12 protein-coding genes are annotated in these 15,175 nt (G+C 53.2%); 2 read left to right on the forward strand and 10 right to left on the reverse strand.

What is annotated here, in order from left to right:
* Nucleotides 1-17: 17 nt before the first annotated feature.
* The 9 genes from hslU to ABLW18_RS06775 all read right to left on the reverse strand — a co-directional run bounded on the left by hslU (nucleotide 18) and on the right by ABLW18_RS06775 (nucleotide 12,377).
* Nucleotides 18-1,325 (reverse strand): ATP-dependent protease ATPase subunit HslU, encoded by a 1,308-nt coding sequence (gene hslU / locus ABLW18_RS06735; protein WP_347824067.1) that lies wholly within the window; start codon nucleotides 1,323-1,325, stop codon nucleotides 18-20.
* A complete protein-coding gene (gene hslV, locus ABLW18_RS06740) occupies nucleotides 1,322-1,879 on the reverse strand; it encodes an ATP-dependent protease subunit HslV (protein WP_347824068.1) in 558 nt (185 codons plus the stop codon). Before hslV ends, hslU begins: the two co-directional genes overlap by 4 nt.
* A gap of 107 nt (nucleotides 1,880-1,986) precedes the next feature.
* Nucleotides 1,987-2,307, reverse strand: coding sequence for a thioredoxin (gene trxA, locus ABLW18_RS06745; protein WP_347824069.1), 321 nt, complete (start codon nucleotides 2,305-2,307; stop codon nucleotides 1,987-1,989).
* A 58-nt stretch (nucleotides 2,308-2,365) separates the two neighbouring features.
* Complete coding sequence (locus tag ABLW18_RS06750; RefSeq protein ID WP_347824070.1) at nucleotides 2,366-3,049, reverse strand: PD-(D/E)XK nuclease family protein; 684 nt, start codon at nucleotides 3,047-3,049, stop codon at nucleotides 2,366-2,368.
* Between the two features lie 165 nt (nucleotides 3,050-3,214).
* The gene (addA, locus tag ABLW18_RS06755; protein ID WP_347824071.1) at nucleotides 3,215-5,731 is read right to left on the reverse strand and encodes a double-strand break repair helicase AddA; all 2,517 of its coding nucleotides are present in this window, start codon (nucleotides 5,729-5,731) and stop codon (nucleotides 3,215-3,217) included.
* A complete protein-coding gene (addB, locus tag ABLW18_RS06760) occupies nucleotides 5,728-8,646 on the reverse strand; it encodes a double-strand break repair protein AddB (RefSeq protein ID WP_347824072.1) in 2,919 nt (972 codons plus the stop codon). Before addB ends, addA begins: the two co-directional genes overlap by 4 nt.
* On the reverse strand, nucleotides 8,639-9,325 hold the full coding sequence (locus ABLW18_RS06765) for a nucleotidyltransferase family protein (protein WP_347824073.1): 687 nt from the start codon (nucleotides 9,323-9,325) through the stop codon (nucleotides 8,639-8,641). The genes addB and ABLW18_RS06765 overlap by 8 nt, the downstream gene beginning before the upstream one ends.
* Nucleotides 9,301-10,296 (reverse strand): phosphotransferase, encoded by a 996-nt coding sequence (locus ABLW18_RS06770; RefSeq protein WP_347824074.1) that lies wholly within the window; start codon nucleotides 10,294-10,296, stop codon nucleotides 9,301-9,303. Before ABLW18_RS06770 ends, ABLW18_RS06765 begins: the two co-directional genes overlap by 25 nt.
* A gap of 713 nt (nucleotides 10,297-11,009) precedes the next feature.
* Nucleotides 11,010-12,377 carry a sensor histidine kinase RegB gene (locus tag ABLW18_RS06775; protein ID WP_347824075.1) on the reverse strand — a complete coding sequence of 456 codons (1,368 nt, stop codon included), beginning with the start codon at nucleotides 12,375-12,377 and terminating at the stop codon, nucleotides 11,010-11,012.
* 81 nt (nucleotides 12,378-12,458) lie between these two features.
* Between ABLW18_RS06775 and ABLW18_RS06780 the strand changes: the two genes are divergently transcribed.
* A complete protein-coding gene (locus ABLW18_RS06780; protein ID WP_347824076.1) occupies nucleotides 12,459-13,079 on the forward strand; it encodes an SCO family protein in 621 nt (206 codons plus the stop codon).
* Between the two features lie 56 nt (nucleotides 13,080-13,135).
* On the forward strand, nucleotides 13,136-13,687 hold the full coding sequence (locus tag ABLW18_RS06785) for an ActR/PrrA/RegA family redox response regulator transcription factor (RefSeq protein ID WP_347824077.1): 552 nt from the start codon (nucleotides 13,136-13,138) through the stop codon (nucleotides 13,685-13,687).
* A gap of 80 nt (nucleotides 13,688-13,767) precedes the next feature.
* Here the strand turns inward: ABLW18_RS06785 and ahcY are convergent, their stop codons facing one another.
* On the reverse strand, nucleotides 13,768-15,159 hold the full coding sequence (gene ahcY / locus ABLW18_RS06790; protein ID WP_347824078.1) for an adenosylhomocysteinase: 1,392 nt from the start codon (nucleotides 15,157-15,159) through the stop codon (nucleotides 13,768-13,770).
* Between the last annotated feature and the right edge of the window lie 16 nt (nucleotides 15,160-15,175).

Genomic DNA, 15,175 nt, shown 5'->3' on the forward strand with positions numbered 1-15,175 from the left:
CTGACCGCTGACAAGAGCTATAACACGTAACGAGACAGATCTGTCGACTGCAGCAGGCTATCGAGATGCTTGTCGACATAAGCCTTATCAATAACAACTTCAGAGCCCGCCTGATCTGGTGCAGCGAAGGACAATTCCTCAAACACCCGTTCAATGACCGTATAAAGACGCCGTGCGCCGATGTTTTCAACAGAGCGGTTCACCTCGGCGGCCGCTTGCGCCAAGGCTTTAATACCATCTTCACTAAAGCTGACAGAGACATCCTCTGTGCTCATCAGAGCAGAATATTGCAGGGTTAATGCGTTCTCTGTTTCGAAAAGAATGCGTATAAAATCTTCTTCGGTGAGATCATGCAGCTCTACACGGATCGGCAGGCGGCCCTGAAGCTCAGGCAGAAGGTCGGATGGTTTTGCAACATGAAAAGCCCCGGAGGCTATAAACAAAATGTGATCGGTTTTCACAGGCCCATGTTTGGTGGACACAGTTGTACCTTCAATCAAAGGCAATAAATCGCGCTGCACACCTTCGCGACTGACATCTGCGCCCCGCGCATCGGCGCGCGCGCAGACCTTATCAATCTCGTCGAGAAACACGATTCCGCTTTGCTCCACGGCGGTCAGGGCGGCTTTGGTGACGATTTCATCGTCGAGGAGTTTATCCGCCTCTTCTCCCAGTAAAACGTCATAACTGGCGGCTACGGTCATCTTTTTGCGGCTAGTTCTGCCGCCCATGGCTTTCCCGAAGATATCTCCAAGGTTCATCATTCCCATTTGACTGCCAGGTTGACCGGGTAGATCCAGTGCTGACAGGGGGTTAGACGTATCGGCAACCTCAAGTTCGATGACCGTGTCATCCAATTCTCCACCGCGCAATTTTTTGCGGAACATTTCGCGGGTTGCGTCGCGCGCGTCTGTTCCAGCAATGGCCTCAACCACGCGTTCTTCGGCAGCCTCTTTTGCGCGCGCACGGACGTCTTCGCGCATGTGATCGCGGGTCATGGCGATGCTCGAGTCGACCAAATCTCGAATAATTTGCTCAACGTCCCGGCCGACATAGCCCACTTCAGTGAATTTTGTGGCTTCGACCTTTAGAAAAGGGGCCCGAGCCAATTTGGCCAACCGGCGGCTAATTTCGGTTTTGCCAACCCCGGTAGGGCCAATCATGAGAATATTTTTGGGATAAACCTCGTCACGGAGCTCATCTGGCAATTGTTTGCGGCGCCACCGGTTGCGCATCGCAACAGCTACAGCGCGTTTGGCATCATTTTGGCCGACAATATTGCGATCTAGCTCAGATACGATTTCGCGCGGGGTTAGGTCGGTCACTTTGAAATTACCTCAACGGTTAAATTGCCATTTGTGTAGACACAAATATCTGACGCAATCGCCATGGCCTTACGGGCAATTTCCTCTGCGCTGAGATTTGTTTCCTGCAGGCCGCGTGCTGCAGCCAGAGCGAAGTTGCCACCAGAGCCAATGGCCGCAATTCCATGTTCCGGCTCCAGCACATCACCGGCGCCAGTGATTATTAAGAGTTCAGCCCCATCGGTGACAATCAGCATGGCCTCAAGTTTCTGCAAATATTTATCTGTGCGCCAATCCTTGGCCAGTTCAACGCAGGCGCGTTGCAGCTGACCAGGTGTGGCTTCTAGCTTCGCCTCAAGTCGCTCCAGGAGGGTAAAGGCGTCCGCTGTAGAGCCGGCAAAACCCACGACAACATCATTTCCGCTGGGTGATAGGCGCCGCACTTTGCGAGCGGACCCTTTTATGACCGTTGGTCCGAGGCTGACCTGCCCATCGCCGGCAACCACAACTTGAGAGCCTTTTCGCACACCAACAATCGTTGTGCCGTGCCATCCGGGAAATTTTGTATCGCTCATCTGCTTCTCCTCACTACGGACGCTATATGGGAAATGCCAGTGCTGGCAACAAGGGCACGAAAAAAGGCGCTCAACGGAGCGCCTTTCGTAGAACTTGAGATTTCAACTTAAATGGCGTCGTCAATCCAACTCTTTAATGCCGCCTTTGGGGCTGCGCCGGTTTTGTTGGAAATGACTTGGCCATCTTTAAACAAAAACAAAGCTGGAATGCCGCGGACACCAAGGGCCGCAGCCGCAGAGGGGTTGCTGTCGACATCCACCTTAACCACTTTGATTTTGCCTTCCATTTCAACAGAAAGCTCTTCAAGTGAAGGGCCAATTTGCTTGCACGGCCCGCACCATTCTGCCCAAAAATCCACCACAACGGGGAGATCTGAGTCTTTTACAATACTATTAAAAGTTGCGTCTGTAGCGGCGACAGTGGCCATGGTGTTACTCCAAATGCTATAAGGCTTTCTCAAGAGTTAGAGTTGCAAGCGCCCAGCGTCAAGTGAGTGGCGTATTTGTTAAGGATGAAATCACGAGATCTTTCGGCAGCGGCATGAGCTCCAGGGTTTTTGTCCATAAAATCGCGGTTTCGATGTCATGATCGGGATAGATTTGTGACAAGGCAGCCGCATAGGCTCCCATCTGTCTTAAAAGCCCGCTTGGAACTTGTTCAGCTTCGCTTGGCACGATCTGATTGGTTTTGAAATCCACCGCCAAAACCCGCGTGGGTGAGACGAGCAACCGGTCTATTGAGCCCTGTATTGGATCGCCGTTCAGCTCTGGCAGGTGGGCCGTTACATCGACTTCAGCTAGACTTTCAGGCGCAAAAATATGTGCCAAATCTGGCCTTTGCAGCACCGCGCCGGCCTCTTGGCAGGCAGACGCTCGGACATCTGCTTCAATTAACCGCTCGGCGATATTACCCCATTGATCTTGCGGCGCATTGGGCAAGACTTCCAAAAGCCGATGCACCGCCGTTCCCACGCGTTTTGCTGTTTCAGCGCCTTGAGGCGCGCCACCTGGCAACACCTTGTCTCCGCCTAAATCGGATGGCGCGCGGGCGCTCACAGGGGCTTGAGGCGGTTTGGCGAAGGGCACAGCCCAGCTTGGGACAGATTGTTTTATCACCTGTCGGTTTTTCAGTATCGCGTTGGGTACCCACGGACCATTGCAACGGCTCATAGCGTAATCCCAACCCCGCGATCGTCGGCAAATGGTGAGGCACCGAGGGTAGAAATAGCGTTATTTATGACGCTATGCCAACAATCGTCCGTCTCTTTTATTGCCCCCGAACCCATAACAATCAGCCAGCTCTCCGCGCGGGTGATGGCAACATAAAGCAGACGGTCACGCTCTCTTCCTTTTGCTGACTTTGCACATGTCAGTCAGGCTGGCTTTTAACCCATGCCGGTATGAAATCTTTGTTTGGAGGCCAAATAGCGACATTATTATGGGCCATGACTCAGTGGCCGCCTTGGGGGCTTTGCGTGGCGCAGTGTCGGGCAAAATGACGATTGGCGCCTCCAAGCCCTTGGCGCCATGGACGGTCATCACACGAATTTTGTCACCAACACTGTCCATCTGGCGCTTGATCTCCAGGTCATCCGCGTCCAGCCAGAGGAGAAACCCAGTGAGATTGGGAATATTGCTGCGCTCATAGGCAAGAGATTGACTGACCAAAGCATCAATCCCTTCGGCAGCCTCTGGCCCCAATTGGCCCAACAAAGCTGATCGACCACCGCGGGTGGTCAATATATGTTCGATTAATTCAAACGGGCGCTTGAAATCCGCAAGATCGCGGAGCTCAGTCAGCCGTTGAACAGTCTGTGGAAATTCCACTTCACGGTTTTGCAAACTGCGCCACAAAAGGGGCGAGTCTCGCCCCTGCGCAAGGCTATACAGATCTTGTTCGGACCACCCAAAAAGTGGAGATTTCAACGCTTCGGCTAAAGACAGATTGTCTTCCGGTAGCGCCAAAAAGGCCAGCAAGGAACGGATGTCGCGAACCGCCAGCTCGGCGGCGACTTTCAAACGATCGGCTCCAGCTATTGGTAGGCGGGCTTCCTTACAGGCCCGGTGGATTTCTCTAAATAACAGTTTTTGACGGCCCTGAACCAGAATTAAAAAATCGCCAGCGGTGATCTTACGCTGAAAGGCGACCCCCTTGTCATCTAGCTGAGTAAGCGTCTCAGTTTCGATTAGATCACAGATATGCTCGGCCAGAGCATCAGCCAATTGTTTGTCCTGGTGATCTGTTGACACCTCATTGACCGGATCAGTCCAATGGTGCGGTTCAGCCTTATCAGGGGCTTGAAACACAGGCCAAACATCAACGCGGCCTGGAAGATCTTTTTTAAACGCCAAATGTGCAGATCCTGAACCAAGTCCGTTGCGATTGGCAAAGACCTGATCCACAACACCCAAGATCGCCGACGATGAGCGAAAGGAGTGATCCAAAGTGGTCGATTGAAACGGCTGATCAATTTCACGCAATTTTTGGGAAAATTGGTCACGCATCCGGTCAAACCCATCCGGGTCTGCGCCTTGGAAGGAATAGATTGACTGTTTTTTATCGCCCACAACAAAGATTGTTCGGGGCACATCTGCCCGCGCGCCCTCACCAGATGTGAATTCCTGTGCGAGGAGTCGGATGACATCCCATTGCGCTGGACTGGTATCTTGGGCCTCATCCACCAAAATATGATCAATGCCACCATCCAAGCGAAATAAGACCCATGTGGCGACACGCTCATCAGAAAGAAGATGGCGTGTGCGCACTATAAGGTCATTAAAGTCCAAAAATCCCCGCACCTGTTTTCGTGCACGATAGGTGCTGACAAACTCAGTGGCAAAATCATAGAGCGCGAGGCTGCGTTTTGCGACATTCAGGTTCAAGCGGCTATGCCGCCCGGCTTCAACGCGTGACATAAGCGCCTCAACCTGTGCCATGCTGGGCAATTCAGCTCGCGTGGCCTTCGTGGGAAACGATCCTATTTTGGCTGAGCCTGGGGCTTTGCCCGTCTTGTTTAAAAATACGGATTCCAACGTCGGAAGGTCGGCAGTTGTGAGTGTTGGGCCGTTGATGGCCTGTAATTTAAGACCGGCTTTAAAGTCGTGGCCCGTTTCGTCCTTGGTCAGCAGGAGCGCTCGAAGCTCTTCAATGTGCTGGAGATCGTCAGGCAAGAAAAAGTCGTGTGCCAGGTCGGCGTCATTATATCCGGGCGTCAGGCCGAGCGCCTCCCAAATACCATCTGCGTCGGGATAGGTGTCGAAATGATGATCCAAATGCAAGATTGAATGCAGAAAATTTTGTAATTCTGCTCCAGTCAAATGTTCTGCGATACCATCAAAGCTGGATCGCCCAGAGCCATCTGCAATGCCTTCCACCACCTCATCAAGAAGAAGATTTTGGGCCCGTTCGTCGATCTCGACAAATTGTGGGTTTACACCCGCTTCGAGCGGAAAACGCCGCAAGATTGAGGCGCAGAAGGAATGGATGGTTTGAATTTTTAAACCACCGGGAGCCTCCACCGCGCGGGCAAAGAGCGTTCGGGCCCGTTCAATGTCTTCTGGCTCGAGGCCGCGCTCTACGCCAAGGCTGGCCAGCTCTTCCAAAAGCTTGGCATCGTCCAACATAGTCCAGCGACCCAGTCGCTTGAAAAGCCGGTTTTGCATTTCTGACGCCGCAGCTTTTGTATATGTCAGACACAGAATGTTTTGCGGCATTACCCCATCAAGCAACAGCCGCGCCACACGGTCTGTCAGCACACGCGTTTTTCCAGAGCCCGCATTGGCCGCGAGCCATGTCGAGCGCGCCGGATGGGCGGCTTCGATTTGTCGGAGGCTTGCATCACTCAATTTCATTTTGACACCTTGATGACTGTGGCGCGTTGGTTGGTGGTCCATTCACCGTAGCGGGCCAAGTGGTCATAATCGGACGAAGCGTCTGCTTTTAGCATTGCGCGTCGTGCGGTATAGCCCTGTTCGGCAGATTGATAGGCGCGGATCAATTTGGAAAAATCTGACCACACATCCGCCTCATCCATCGGAGCCGATAGTTCACAGGGTGAATTATCAAGGCCGATATAGGTTGCCCCCGCCACTTTGAGTGGTCCCAATCCAAGAAATCCACCGCGCCGCAGGATCTCAACCTCCAGCAGGAGCTGTTTGTCAAAATGTAATTGTTGTGCGGGCGTTGGCGGCTTGCCAGTTTTGTAGTCGTAGATATGGGCTGTGCCATCTTTCAAAATGTCAATTCGATCAGCCGTGCCATTGAGTGTAAAATTGAGCTCGGGCAGGTTAATTTCACCCTTAATTTCCGTTTTGGTCATGATGGTGCTGGCTTGGCGCACCAGCTCTTGCGTGACAAACCAGTCAGCAAATCGAACCACGCGGGCCAGCCACAGTCTGCGCGCAGCGGGCCAGGGCACGGTGGTTTGAAACCGTTCTTCCGCCATGGCTAGGAGCGTTGCTTTGGCGGCCTCTGCACTGGCCCAGGGGCCAGTCTGCAAAAAAGCTTCCAAAAGATCATGAATTAGCGTCCCGCGCAGCGGGGCGTCGGGCGATTTGTTCAACGGGTCTAGGCGCTTTAGGTTCAAAATGCGTTTGGCATAGATTGCATAGGGGTCACGGATCAGGTGCTTGATGTCCGTTACCGCCAAGCTTTCAGGCCGGCACGCCACCGGCGGAGCGACCGAAGGTCTGGTGCTCAGCGGAGTGTCTTGTGGCTCCTCTAGGGCTTCGACTTTTCCAAGCCAATCTTTACCTCGGGCGCGCATGCGGTCCATCCATGAATCATCACCTAGCTTTTCAAGCCCGTTCAATAGGTTTTCAATTCGATTGAGCCAGCGGGAGGGTACGGTTTCCGCATCATCGGATCTTAAGGATCGCGTAAGCCAAACGGTTTTGGCGCCAATGGCCTGTTGAAAATCATGAGCTGACAGACCAATGCGGCGTTCTGGCAAAAGCAGACCCGCTTGCAACCGCAAGCTGCGGTTCAGCCAAGGGTCTGGGGCTGGGGGCTCGGGCCAGGTGCCGTCATTTAATCCGGCAAGAATGACCAGATCGGCGCTTTGTACCCGAGCCTCCAACGTACCCCAAATCCTGATATTGGAATGCACATGATTTTGGTCGCGGGTTTGTCCAGCGTTCAAAACACCGCGCAAAATGGCACTATAATCGATGAGCTCAACATCTCCCGCAGCTGGGGCGTATTTTATAAGGTTCTCGATCTCCGTTTTCGTGTCGCGCCCGGGAGCTTGTTCCCACAGCTCGCCATCCTGCCCAAAGAGACCCGCTGACAATTGCTCTGCGAGCTTGCGGTGATGCGCGATCCAATCCTCCAGCGGCTGAGATCCCTCCGGCCATTGATCAAAGATGTTGGCATTGATCCAATCTACCCATGGGCGATAATGATCTTGGGCCTCAGCCCATTTTAAGAGGGTCTGTGGTGTTAGGAAGGCCGGACCGCGGCGGCGTAGATAAAGCTCGAGCTCGCGGGCGTTGCGTAGGTGTTGACCACGGCCTTCGCCAGAATGGGTGAGCGGATGTTTCAACAAGACCAATAGGGTTTCAGAGGTGAGCTGTGGCTGTGCCAGATCTAAGACATGCAACAAAAACCGACCCGGTGCTGTCAGGCTCAAGGGAATTCCGGCGCTGTCATCGGGGGTGATATCCCATGCAGCCAGCGCTGTTGCTATGCGCCGGGTCAAATTACGATCGGGGGTTATCACCGCAGCTGTTTGCCCCAGTCCCGCGGCGTGCCGCAGCTGCAGCGCAATAGCTTTTGCCTCGACTCTTTGGTTCGGCGCTTCTAGCCAGGTGATATCCTGAGTGGCTCGGTCAAGCTCTGTCAGATATGGCCCCTCCTGCCGCCAGTGATGGGTCACTGGCGCTGGGCGCAAAGCCAAGGATACCAATCGATTGCGAGCCGCCGCCTGCGGTGCCGCTTCGGTCCAGGGTATGACTTGATCCGGCGTAAGATCCAAGGCATTCAGCAGGCGCGAAAATCGATATTGTGGATGGTCTTCGCTGGTTTTTGGATCTGACAGCTCGGCCCAAACCCGGCACGGCATGTCAAAATCAAATCCTGGCAAAATCACGGCACCTTGCGGCAACCCTGCGACCGCTTTCATCAGATGAAAAGTTGTGCCGCGGGATCCGGTTGAGCCGGCCAGTAAGATCGGATGGTCTGGCGGGTTTTCTTGCCAACGCAGAGTAAGGGCCAAAACGCTGGCCCGCTGGCGGGCTTCTTGATCTGGCGCTTCACCACCTTCAAAATAGCGTTGCACGATGGCGATAAATTGTAGTGCGCGCTCCCAATGGCCTGAGAAATCGGAAATGTCAAGACTTTCAATGACAGCGGGTGCGATGCCTTCCCCTTGCATTTCATCCATCAAACTTGCCAGGCTATTGGCCAAATCAAAGATAGCGCTTGCCGGCGCCAGCCCCTCAACGCGTTGGATCAATAGGCGCACCAGCTGTGCAATTTCCAGCCTGCGCTTCAGAGTTGGGACTGGCATTGGAAGATCCGTCAGAAGTGGGTCATGCGCCAAATCTGTGACCAAAGTAAACCTTGGCATCAAGCGCGCGGGGCCTTGCAAAAATAACTCGGCTAATCGCCTCTGCATGCGTTGCGTGTTGACATAGACTTCAACCCGCGCCCAGTGTTCCGGAGGCCCCTCTTGCAGACGTGTGGTTAACCCATCGAGCAATGTGTCTGGGAAGGCTTGACCTGAATAGGTGCCAAAAACGCGAAATTTTGGCCGATCATCAAACATGGTTTGTACCCAGCAATTTTTCACCAAGGGCAATATTTTCGGGTCTGCCGATGTCGCACCATTGCCCCGGATAGAGGCACGCGCGCAGAGTGTTTTTTGCCATTAATTCATCCCAAATGATATTGAGCGAAAACTGTGTTTCTCGAACGTTTTGCACTGTGTCCAGTCGAATAATCTGTACACCGAGATATACAAAACTCCCAACCCGGGTAACCCCGCCGTCTTGAGAAATGGAGAAATCTCCCGGTCCTGTGCGGCCGCTGACTTGGCTTATGGGCGCACAGAGGAGCAATGCATCGCAGTCGTCGCGCCAATTTTGAAATAGATAGGAAAAGGGATTGGGCCCAGACCATATGGCATCGCTGTTGCTGGTAAAAATTACTGGCCCGTTAAAGAACTTACTGGCATTTTTGAGCCCACCGCCGGTGTCCAGGATATTGGGTTCATGCACAACCTGAGCTGGGTAATTTTCCAAATGTTTTGCGATTTTATCGCCTAGATAATGGGTGTTGACCACAGTTTTGGTAATTCCGCCCGCTGTCGCGAGCGTCAATGTTCGATCAAGCAGGCTTTCCTCAGCCACGGGGATCAGCGGTTTGGGGAGATCAACGGTGAGTGGCTGCATGCGACTGCCAAAACCGGCAGCAAATAGCATTAGCTCATCGGGCGGCTGGCGCATTTGGCTCTCAATTCTGATTGTAGTTCCGGCGTGGGTTCGGGAAGGGATTGGCAGAGCCGGAACAGATCGGACAGATCTGGGTGGGATAAATCACGCCAAAGGTTGTTCCAAACATGTGGCATCAATTTAAGGTATCCGGGCTTGCCATCTCTGAGACATAGCCTTGCGAATAGGGCAAGAACTCTGAGGTTGCGCTGGGCGCTCAGGGTGGACAATGCACGGTGAAAATCATCTGAGCCGGCGTAGGTTTGGTCCAGCGTATCCTTAAGCCACCGCTCAACATCGGGATGTAAGCTGCGGCGGGCGTCGTGGATGAGTGAAGCGGCGTCATACAGCGGGTGGCCGAGTTCGGCGTCTTGAAAGTCCAAGAGCCCAATTTGCGCCAGTCCGGATTGCTCAGGTCGATAGACGACATTTTGCGCATGGTAGTCGCGCAGGACGAGAACGGGATGTGTCCAGTCGAGGCTGTCCAAGTGTTGGCGCAGCTCCGTTGCAATGGCCGCTGCGATGTCTGGGCTGCAATACCACTGTAGGGTAATCTCAGCAGCCTGCGCCATAGCTTGCGGAAAATAGGATCCGACCTTCGGCGGCGGCGGCTTTTGGTGCAACTGGTTCAGAGCGTCGAGGCACAGTTGGTAGAGTGGGTATTCGAGCTCAGGGGTGGTGTTGGCGACATCAAAAAGCAGCTGATCGCCGAAATCCTCCAAAAGGATCAGCCCAAGAGAGTGATTTGCGGCATAAATCTCAGGCGCAGATAGGCCACATCCTTTCAGATGCGCGGCAATATTAAGAAAGGGCTGGATATCTTCGCCGCTGATTGGGTCGGCATCCATTAATATGGCGGGGCCCTTTTTTGGGTGGATCAAACGTTCATATTTTCGATTGCCAGCATCTCCCGCCAATGGCGCGCGCTGTGCCATGTCCCAACCGGCGGCTTGTAGGAAGGCGTCAATATCAGCGCTGCGATTCATGCCAACGTCTCCGTCCTCGTGGCTTTACGCCGTTGGCCAACAGAGCTCGCGATCGAACCATTGTGCGTGACGTTGGGTTGGGAAGACAAGGGCGGGGCGTGCATGGGGGTACAATACGGCGGGCACCCGATGCTGCAAGCGAAAATTAGGCCACTGATTGCTGATGGGTGACGCTAGCAGGTTGGTTGCCCGGGCCAAGTTCAATCAACGTGAGACGATTGGCCTGTGGGGTACATTGCAAGGCGAATGGCTGACCCTTTTTTGAGGATAAAACAGCCTTCCAACATTTTCGATCGCCACGGCTCAAGACTGTTCCGCGCATTTTGTTCCAGGCGTCATGTGGCAACATCTGTTTTTGCCAAAGCTGAAGACAGCCCGAAAGGGATTTTTCAGAGCTGTTTTATTGCCCCATGTGACGCGCCGGTCATGGCTGGTAATCCAGATGGGATATGGATGCAGCTCAGCTGCATTTGGCCTGTGGTCATATGAATCCCCGGCAGTTTGGCCGGTGCTTCGATGCGAATGGTCGGCCCGCAGGGCCCGGGCTGCTTCGCTCAGGTTCTTGCGTAGCAAGGCATATCCCGAAGACATGGCTACCAGCGTTGCAAGAAACACCAAGCCCGAGATCAACAAATTTTGTTCAACGATTCCCAATACATTAAGACCCTTTCGGGCGCAGTGTGGCGCAAGGGTCTTAATACCGAATTAATCGCTCAACCAATTTTTATTTGTTGGTTTTTACCAACAGGCCCATTTTTGGCTTCCAGCTTGTGGCGTGGCCAAGTGCTGGTCACGATAGCACCACGAAGTGGATCTTTCCGTGTTCCATTGGAAAACTCCAGCTGCGCGCCAGATCTTTCGAGTAGGGTTTTTGCGATGAATAGTCCAAGCCCCATGCCATCATATCCGGGGCGGGCGCCCTCCGCAGAGGATCGATTGCGGCGGCGGACAAAGGGATCGCCGATGCGATTGATGACTTGCGGTGCATATCCACGCCCATCGTCGGAAATTGTTACGACCAAAGTGTCTTTGTTCCAGCGAATATCCACCCGCACTTCGGATTGGGAAAAATCCACCGCGTTTTGAATTAAATTGCGTAAGCCGTGGATCACCTCGGGCTTGCGGAAGGTGAGCGGTTGATCGGGGTCGGTTTCCAGATTGGCTTCAAAAGCGAAGGTGACAGTTTTACCGCGGTCAAGGTGCGGCTCCGCTGCTTCTTGTACCAGAGCGGACCACAATGTGGTGCGCAGGTGCAGATCTTCTTTTCCAGCGCGTCCCATGGAGCGAAGGATTGCGCCACATCGTTCGGCTTGTTCTTTGATAAGCTGGGCGTCGGCATGTAGGGGTTCGGTATCTTTCAGCTCTTCCATCAATTCTGCACTGACCAATTTTATCGTTGCGAGGGGCGTGCCCAATTCATGTGCTGTGGCGGCCACAACGCCGCCGAGGTCGGTCAGTTTTTGCTCCCGCGCCAAGGCCATTTGCGTAGCCAAAAGCGCCTCTGACATCGAGGTCATTTCAGCAGTCACGCGACGGGTATAGATCGAGATAAAGATGATGCCTGTGACAATAGCCACCCAAAAGCCGAATACAAAAACCATTGGCATTTCAAGTACCCCCCCATCCGCAGCGCGCAGGGGCAGGTGAACCAAAGCGACGGCGGTGGTAATGGCCACTGCACAAGAGGCTAAAAGAAGCGTTGAGCGGGTGGGAAGCACTGTAGCGGCGATTGTGACTGGGGCCAAAATCAGCAGGGCAAATGGGTTGTTGAGTCCTCCGGTGAAAGCCAGGAGCAAGGACAGTTGCAGCGTGTCGAACAGCAGGGTGAAAACCGTTTCAGCTTCAGACAGGCGGCGATTGTCGGGGAAGATGAGACCCGCAAAAATATTGGCAATGATTGATAGGCCAATCACTGCAGCGCAGGGGCCCAGCGGCAAAGAGAGGCCATAAAGCTCTTGCCCAACAGCCAGTGCTAATATTTGCCCAGTAATTGCCACCCAACGCACGGTCACGAGCGTACGCAAGCGCATCCAATTGCTGCGAGCATTTTGGTCGATATAGCCGATTCTGGACTGTGACATTTTATGTTCCCGTGACGATCTGAGGCTGCATCTTTGTAAGATATGTCATAGGAGTATCTTAGAAACCATAAGGGGGCCATGATGTCAGTGACGAAATTCGCAGCCTTTGCTGGTTCCGCGGTTGTTGTGACGCTGGCGGTGACCTTTGCGATGACCCAGATCATGTTGCCTGCACAGCGATTTGAGGATTGTATTGAAGGCTCAGTTGCGGGTGGCAATATTGGTGGGCCGTTTGAGCTCATGGATCATAGGGGGCAAATGGTGACGGATGCCCAGGTTCTCGATCAACCCGCTTTGGTTTATTTTGGTTACACTTTTTGTCCGGACGTCTGCCCCATGGATGTGGCGCGCAATGTGGTAGCGGTCGAAATTTTGGCTGATGCGGGCCTTAAGGTGAAGCCAGTGTTTATCACAATTGATCCAGCGCGGGATACAGTTGAATATTTGGCAGATTTTGTTGTCAATAACCATCCCGAAATGGTGGGTTTAACTGGCACCGCAGAGCAGATTGCGAAAGCAGCTCGAGCTTATAAGGCTTATTACCGCAAGCAACCGAGCGAAAGTGAGGACTATTACCTTATGGACCACTCAAGTTTTTCTTATTTTATGGTTCCAGATGTCGGCTTTGTTGACTTCTTGCGCAGTGATCTTTCCCCAGAGGTGGTTGCGGATCGCTTGGCCTGTGTTTTGAGGGCCCCTTGATACTAGCCATATTCGAACCATCTTGTTAACTTAAAGAAAATCGGAAGGATCAGATCATGGCAAATGAGCCGCGGGACATTGGTGAAGATAAATCTTTGCTTTTGGTAGATGATGATGAGCCGTTTCTAAAGCGTTTGGCAAAAGCGATGGAAAAACGCGGATTTTCGGTTGAGCAAGCCGGTTCTGTCGCCGCAGGTCGGGCGATTGCCACAGCGCGCCCTCCGGCATTCGCGGTCGTGGATTTGCGGCTGGAAGATGGCAACGGTCTGGATGTTGTGGAAGTCCTGCGCGCGAAGCGTCCTGACTCCCGGGTTGTGGTTTTGACCGGCTATGGAGCGATTGCGACGGCAGTTGCGGCTGTGAAGATTGGTGCGACGGATTATCTGTCCAAGCCAGCCGACGCCAAAGATATCACGAATGCCCTTCTAGCCACTGGGGATGAATTGCCCCCGCCCCCAGAGAATCCAATGTCCGCGGATCGTGTACGCTGGGAGCATATTCAGAGGGTGTTTGAGCTGTGCGACCGCAACGTCAGTGAAACAGCGCGGCGCCTGTCCATGCATCGCCGGACACTGCAGCGTATCTTGGCAAAACGTAGCCCGCGTTAGTGACGCCGTGGGCTGTTTTTGAAATATAAGTTTTACGCAAAAAAACAGCCCAGCGATTTAAGCCGGGCTGTTTTAGTGTTTTAGTAGCGATAATGCTCTGGCTTGAATGGGCCTTCGGAGCTCACACCAATGTAGGCGGCTTGCTCGTTATTGAGCTTCGACAACTTCACTCCAATACGATCCAAGTGCAGACGGGCCACCTTTTCGTCCAAATGTTTGGGCAGGATGTATACGTCATTTTTGTAGTCATTTCCTTTGGTCCAAAGCTCAATTTGTGCCAAGACTTGGTTTGTAAAGGAGGCGGACATCACAAATGAGGGGTGGCCAGTGGCATTGCCGAGGTTCAACAATCGACCTTCCGAAAGCAGGATTAAACGATTGCCATTTGGCATTTCGATCATGTCTACCTGCTCTTTGATATTGGTCCATTTGTGGTTCTTGAGGCTGGCGACCTGAATTTCATTGTCGAAGTGACCGATGTTGCCGACGATCGCCATATCTTTCATGTCACGCATATGTTCGATGCGGATGACATCCTTGTTGCCTGTTGTGGTGATGAAGATATCTGCGCTGGACACAACATCTTCAAGCAGTATAACCTCAAAGCCATCCATGGCGGCTTGCAATGCACAGATGGGGTCGACTTCCGTGACCTTCACACGCGCACCGGCACCGCGCAAGGAGGCAGCAGAGCCTTTGCCCACATCGCCATAACCCAAAACGACAGCCACTTTACCAGCCATCATCGTATCAGTGGCGCGGCGGATGCCATCGACCAGTGATTCTTTACAGCCATATTTATTGTCGAATTTTGACTTGGTGACTGAATCGTTCACGTTGATGGCGGGGAAGGGGAGCTGGCCTTGTTTGACCAATTCGTACAGGCGGTGCACGCCTGTGGTGGTTTCTTCGGACACACCTTGGATTGCGGCACGGGTTTTTGTGAACCAACCGGGTGTTTCGGACATGCGTTTTTTGATCTGAGCGAAGATGGCCGCTTCCTCTTCGGATTTTGGCACCTCGATAAGATCGGTTTCACCTTCTTCCACCCGTGCACCCAACAGCACATAGAGCGTCGCATCGCCGCCATCATCAAGGATCATGTTTGCACCTTCTGGGAACATGAAAGACCGGTCGAGATAATCCCAATGCTCTTCCAAGGACTGGCCTTTAATCGCAAACACTGGCGTGCCGCCTGCGGCGATTGCTGCTGCGGCGTGATCCTGGGTGGAGAAAATGTTGCAAGAGGCCCAGCGCACATCTGCACCAAGATCAACGAGTGTTTCAATCAGGACAGCGGTTTGGATGGTCATATGCAATGAGCCAACAATGCGTGCGCCTTTCAAAGGCTTGGAGGCCCCATATTCTTTCCGCAACGCCATTAGCCCTGGCATTTCAGTTTCGGCGATATCCAATTCCTTACGACCGAATGCAGCCAGAGAGATGTCTTTTACGATATAGTCATGTGCCATTTAACGGTCCTCATGG

This window comes from uncultured Planktomarina sp., from assembly GCA_943788425.1.
Classification (GTDB): domain Bacteria; phylum Pseudomonadota; class Alphaproteobacteria; order Rhodobacterales; family Rhodobacteraceae; genus Planktomarina.

What these genes read in the sequence shown, in the direction of transcription:
- ABLW18_RS06750 (WP_347824070.1), bottom strand. Translation starts at nt 3,049, where the DNA reads ATGAGCCGTTGCAATGGTCCGTGGGTACCCAACGCGATACTGAAAAAC.
- ABLW18_RS06775 (WP_347824075.1), bottom strand. Translation starts at nt 12,377, where the DNA reads ATGTCACAGTCCAGAATCGGCTATATCGACCAAAATGCTCGCAGCAAT.
- addB (WP_347824072.1), bottom strand. Translation starts at nt 8,646, where the DNA reads ATGTTTGATGATCGGCCAAAATTTCGCGTTTTTGGCACCTATTCAGGT.
- ABLW18_RS06765 (WP_347824073.1), bottom strand. Translation starts at nt 9,325, where the DNA reads ATGCGCCAGCCGCCCGATGAGCTAATGCTATTTGCTGCCGGTTTTGGC.
- ABLW18_RS06785 (WP_347824077.1), top strand. Translation starts at nt 13,136, where the DNA reads ATGGCAAATGAGCCGCGGGACATTGGTGAAGATAAATCTTTGCTTTTG.
- ABLW18_RS06780 (WP_347824076.1), top strand. Translation starts at nt 12,459, where the DNA reads ATGTCAGTGACGAAATTCGCAGCCTTTGCTGGTTCCGCGGTTGTTGTG.
- trxA (WP_347824069.1), bottom strand. Translation starts at nt 2,307, where the DNA reads ATGGCCACTGTCGCCGCTACAGACGCAACTTTTAATAGTATTGTAAAA.
- ahcY (WP_347824078.1), bottom strand. Translation starts at nt 15,159, where the DNA reads ATGGCACATGACTATATCGTAAAAGACATCTCTCTGGCTGCATTCGGT.
- ABLW18_RS06770 (WP_347824074.1), bottom strand. Translation starts at nt 10,296, where the DNA reads ATGAATCGCAGCGCTGATATTGACGCCTTCCTACAAGCCGCCGGTTGG.
- addA (WP_347824071.1), bottom strand. Translation starts at nt 5,731, where the DNA reads ATGAAATTGAGTGATGCAAGCCTCCGACAAATCGAAGCCGCCCATCCG.
- hslV (WP_347824068.1), bottom strand. Translation starts at nt 1,879, where the DNA reads ATGAGCGATACAAAATTTCCCGGATGGCACGGCACAACGATTGTTGGT.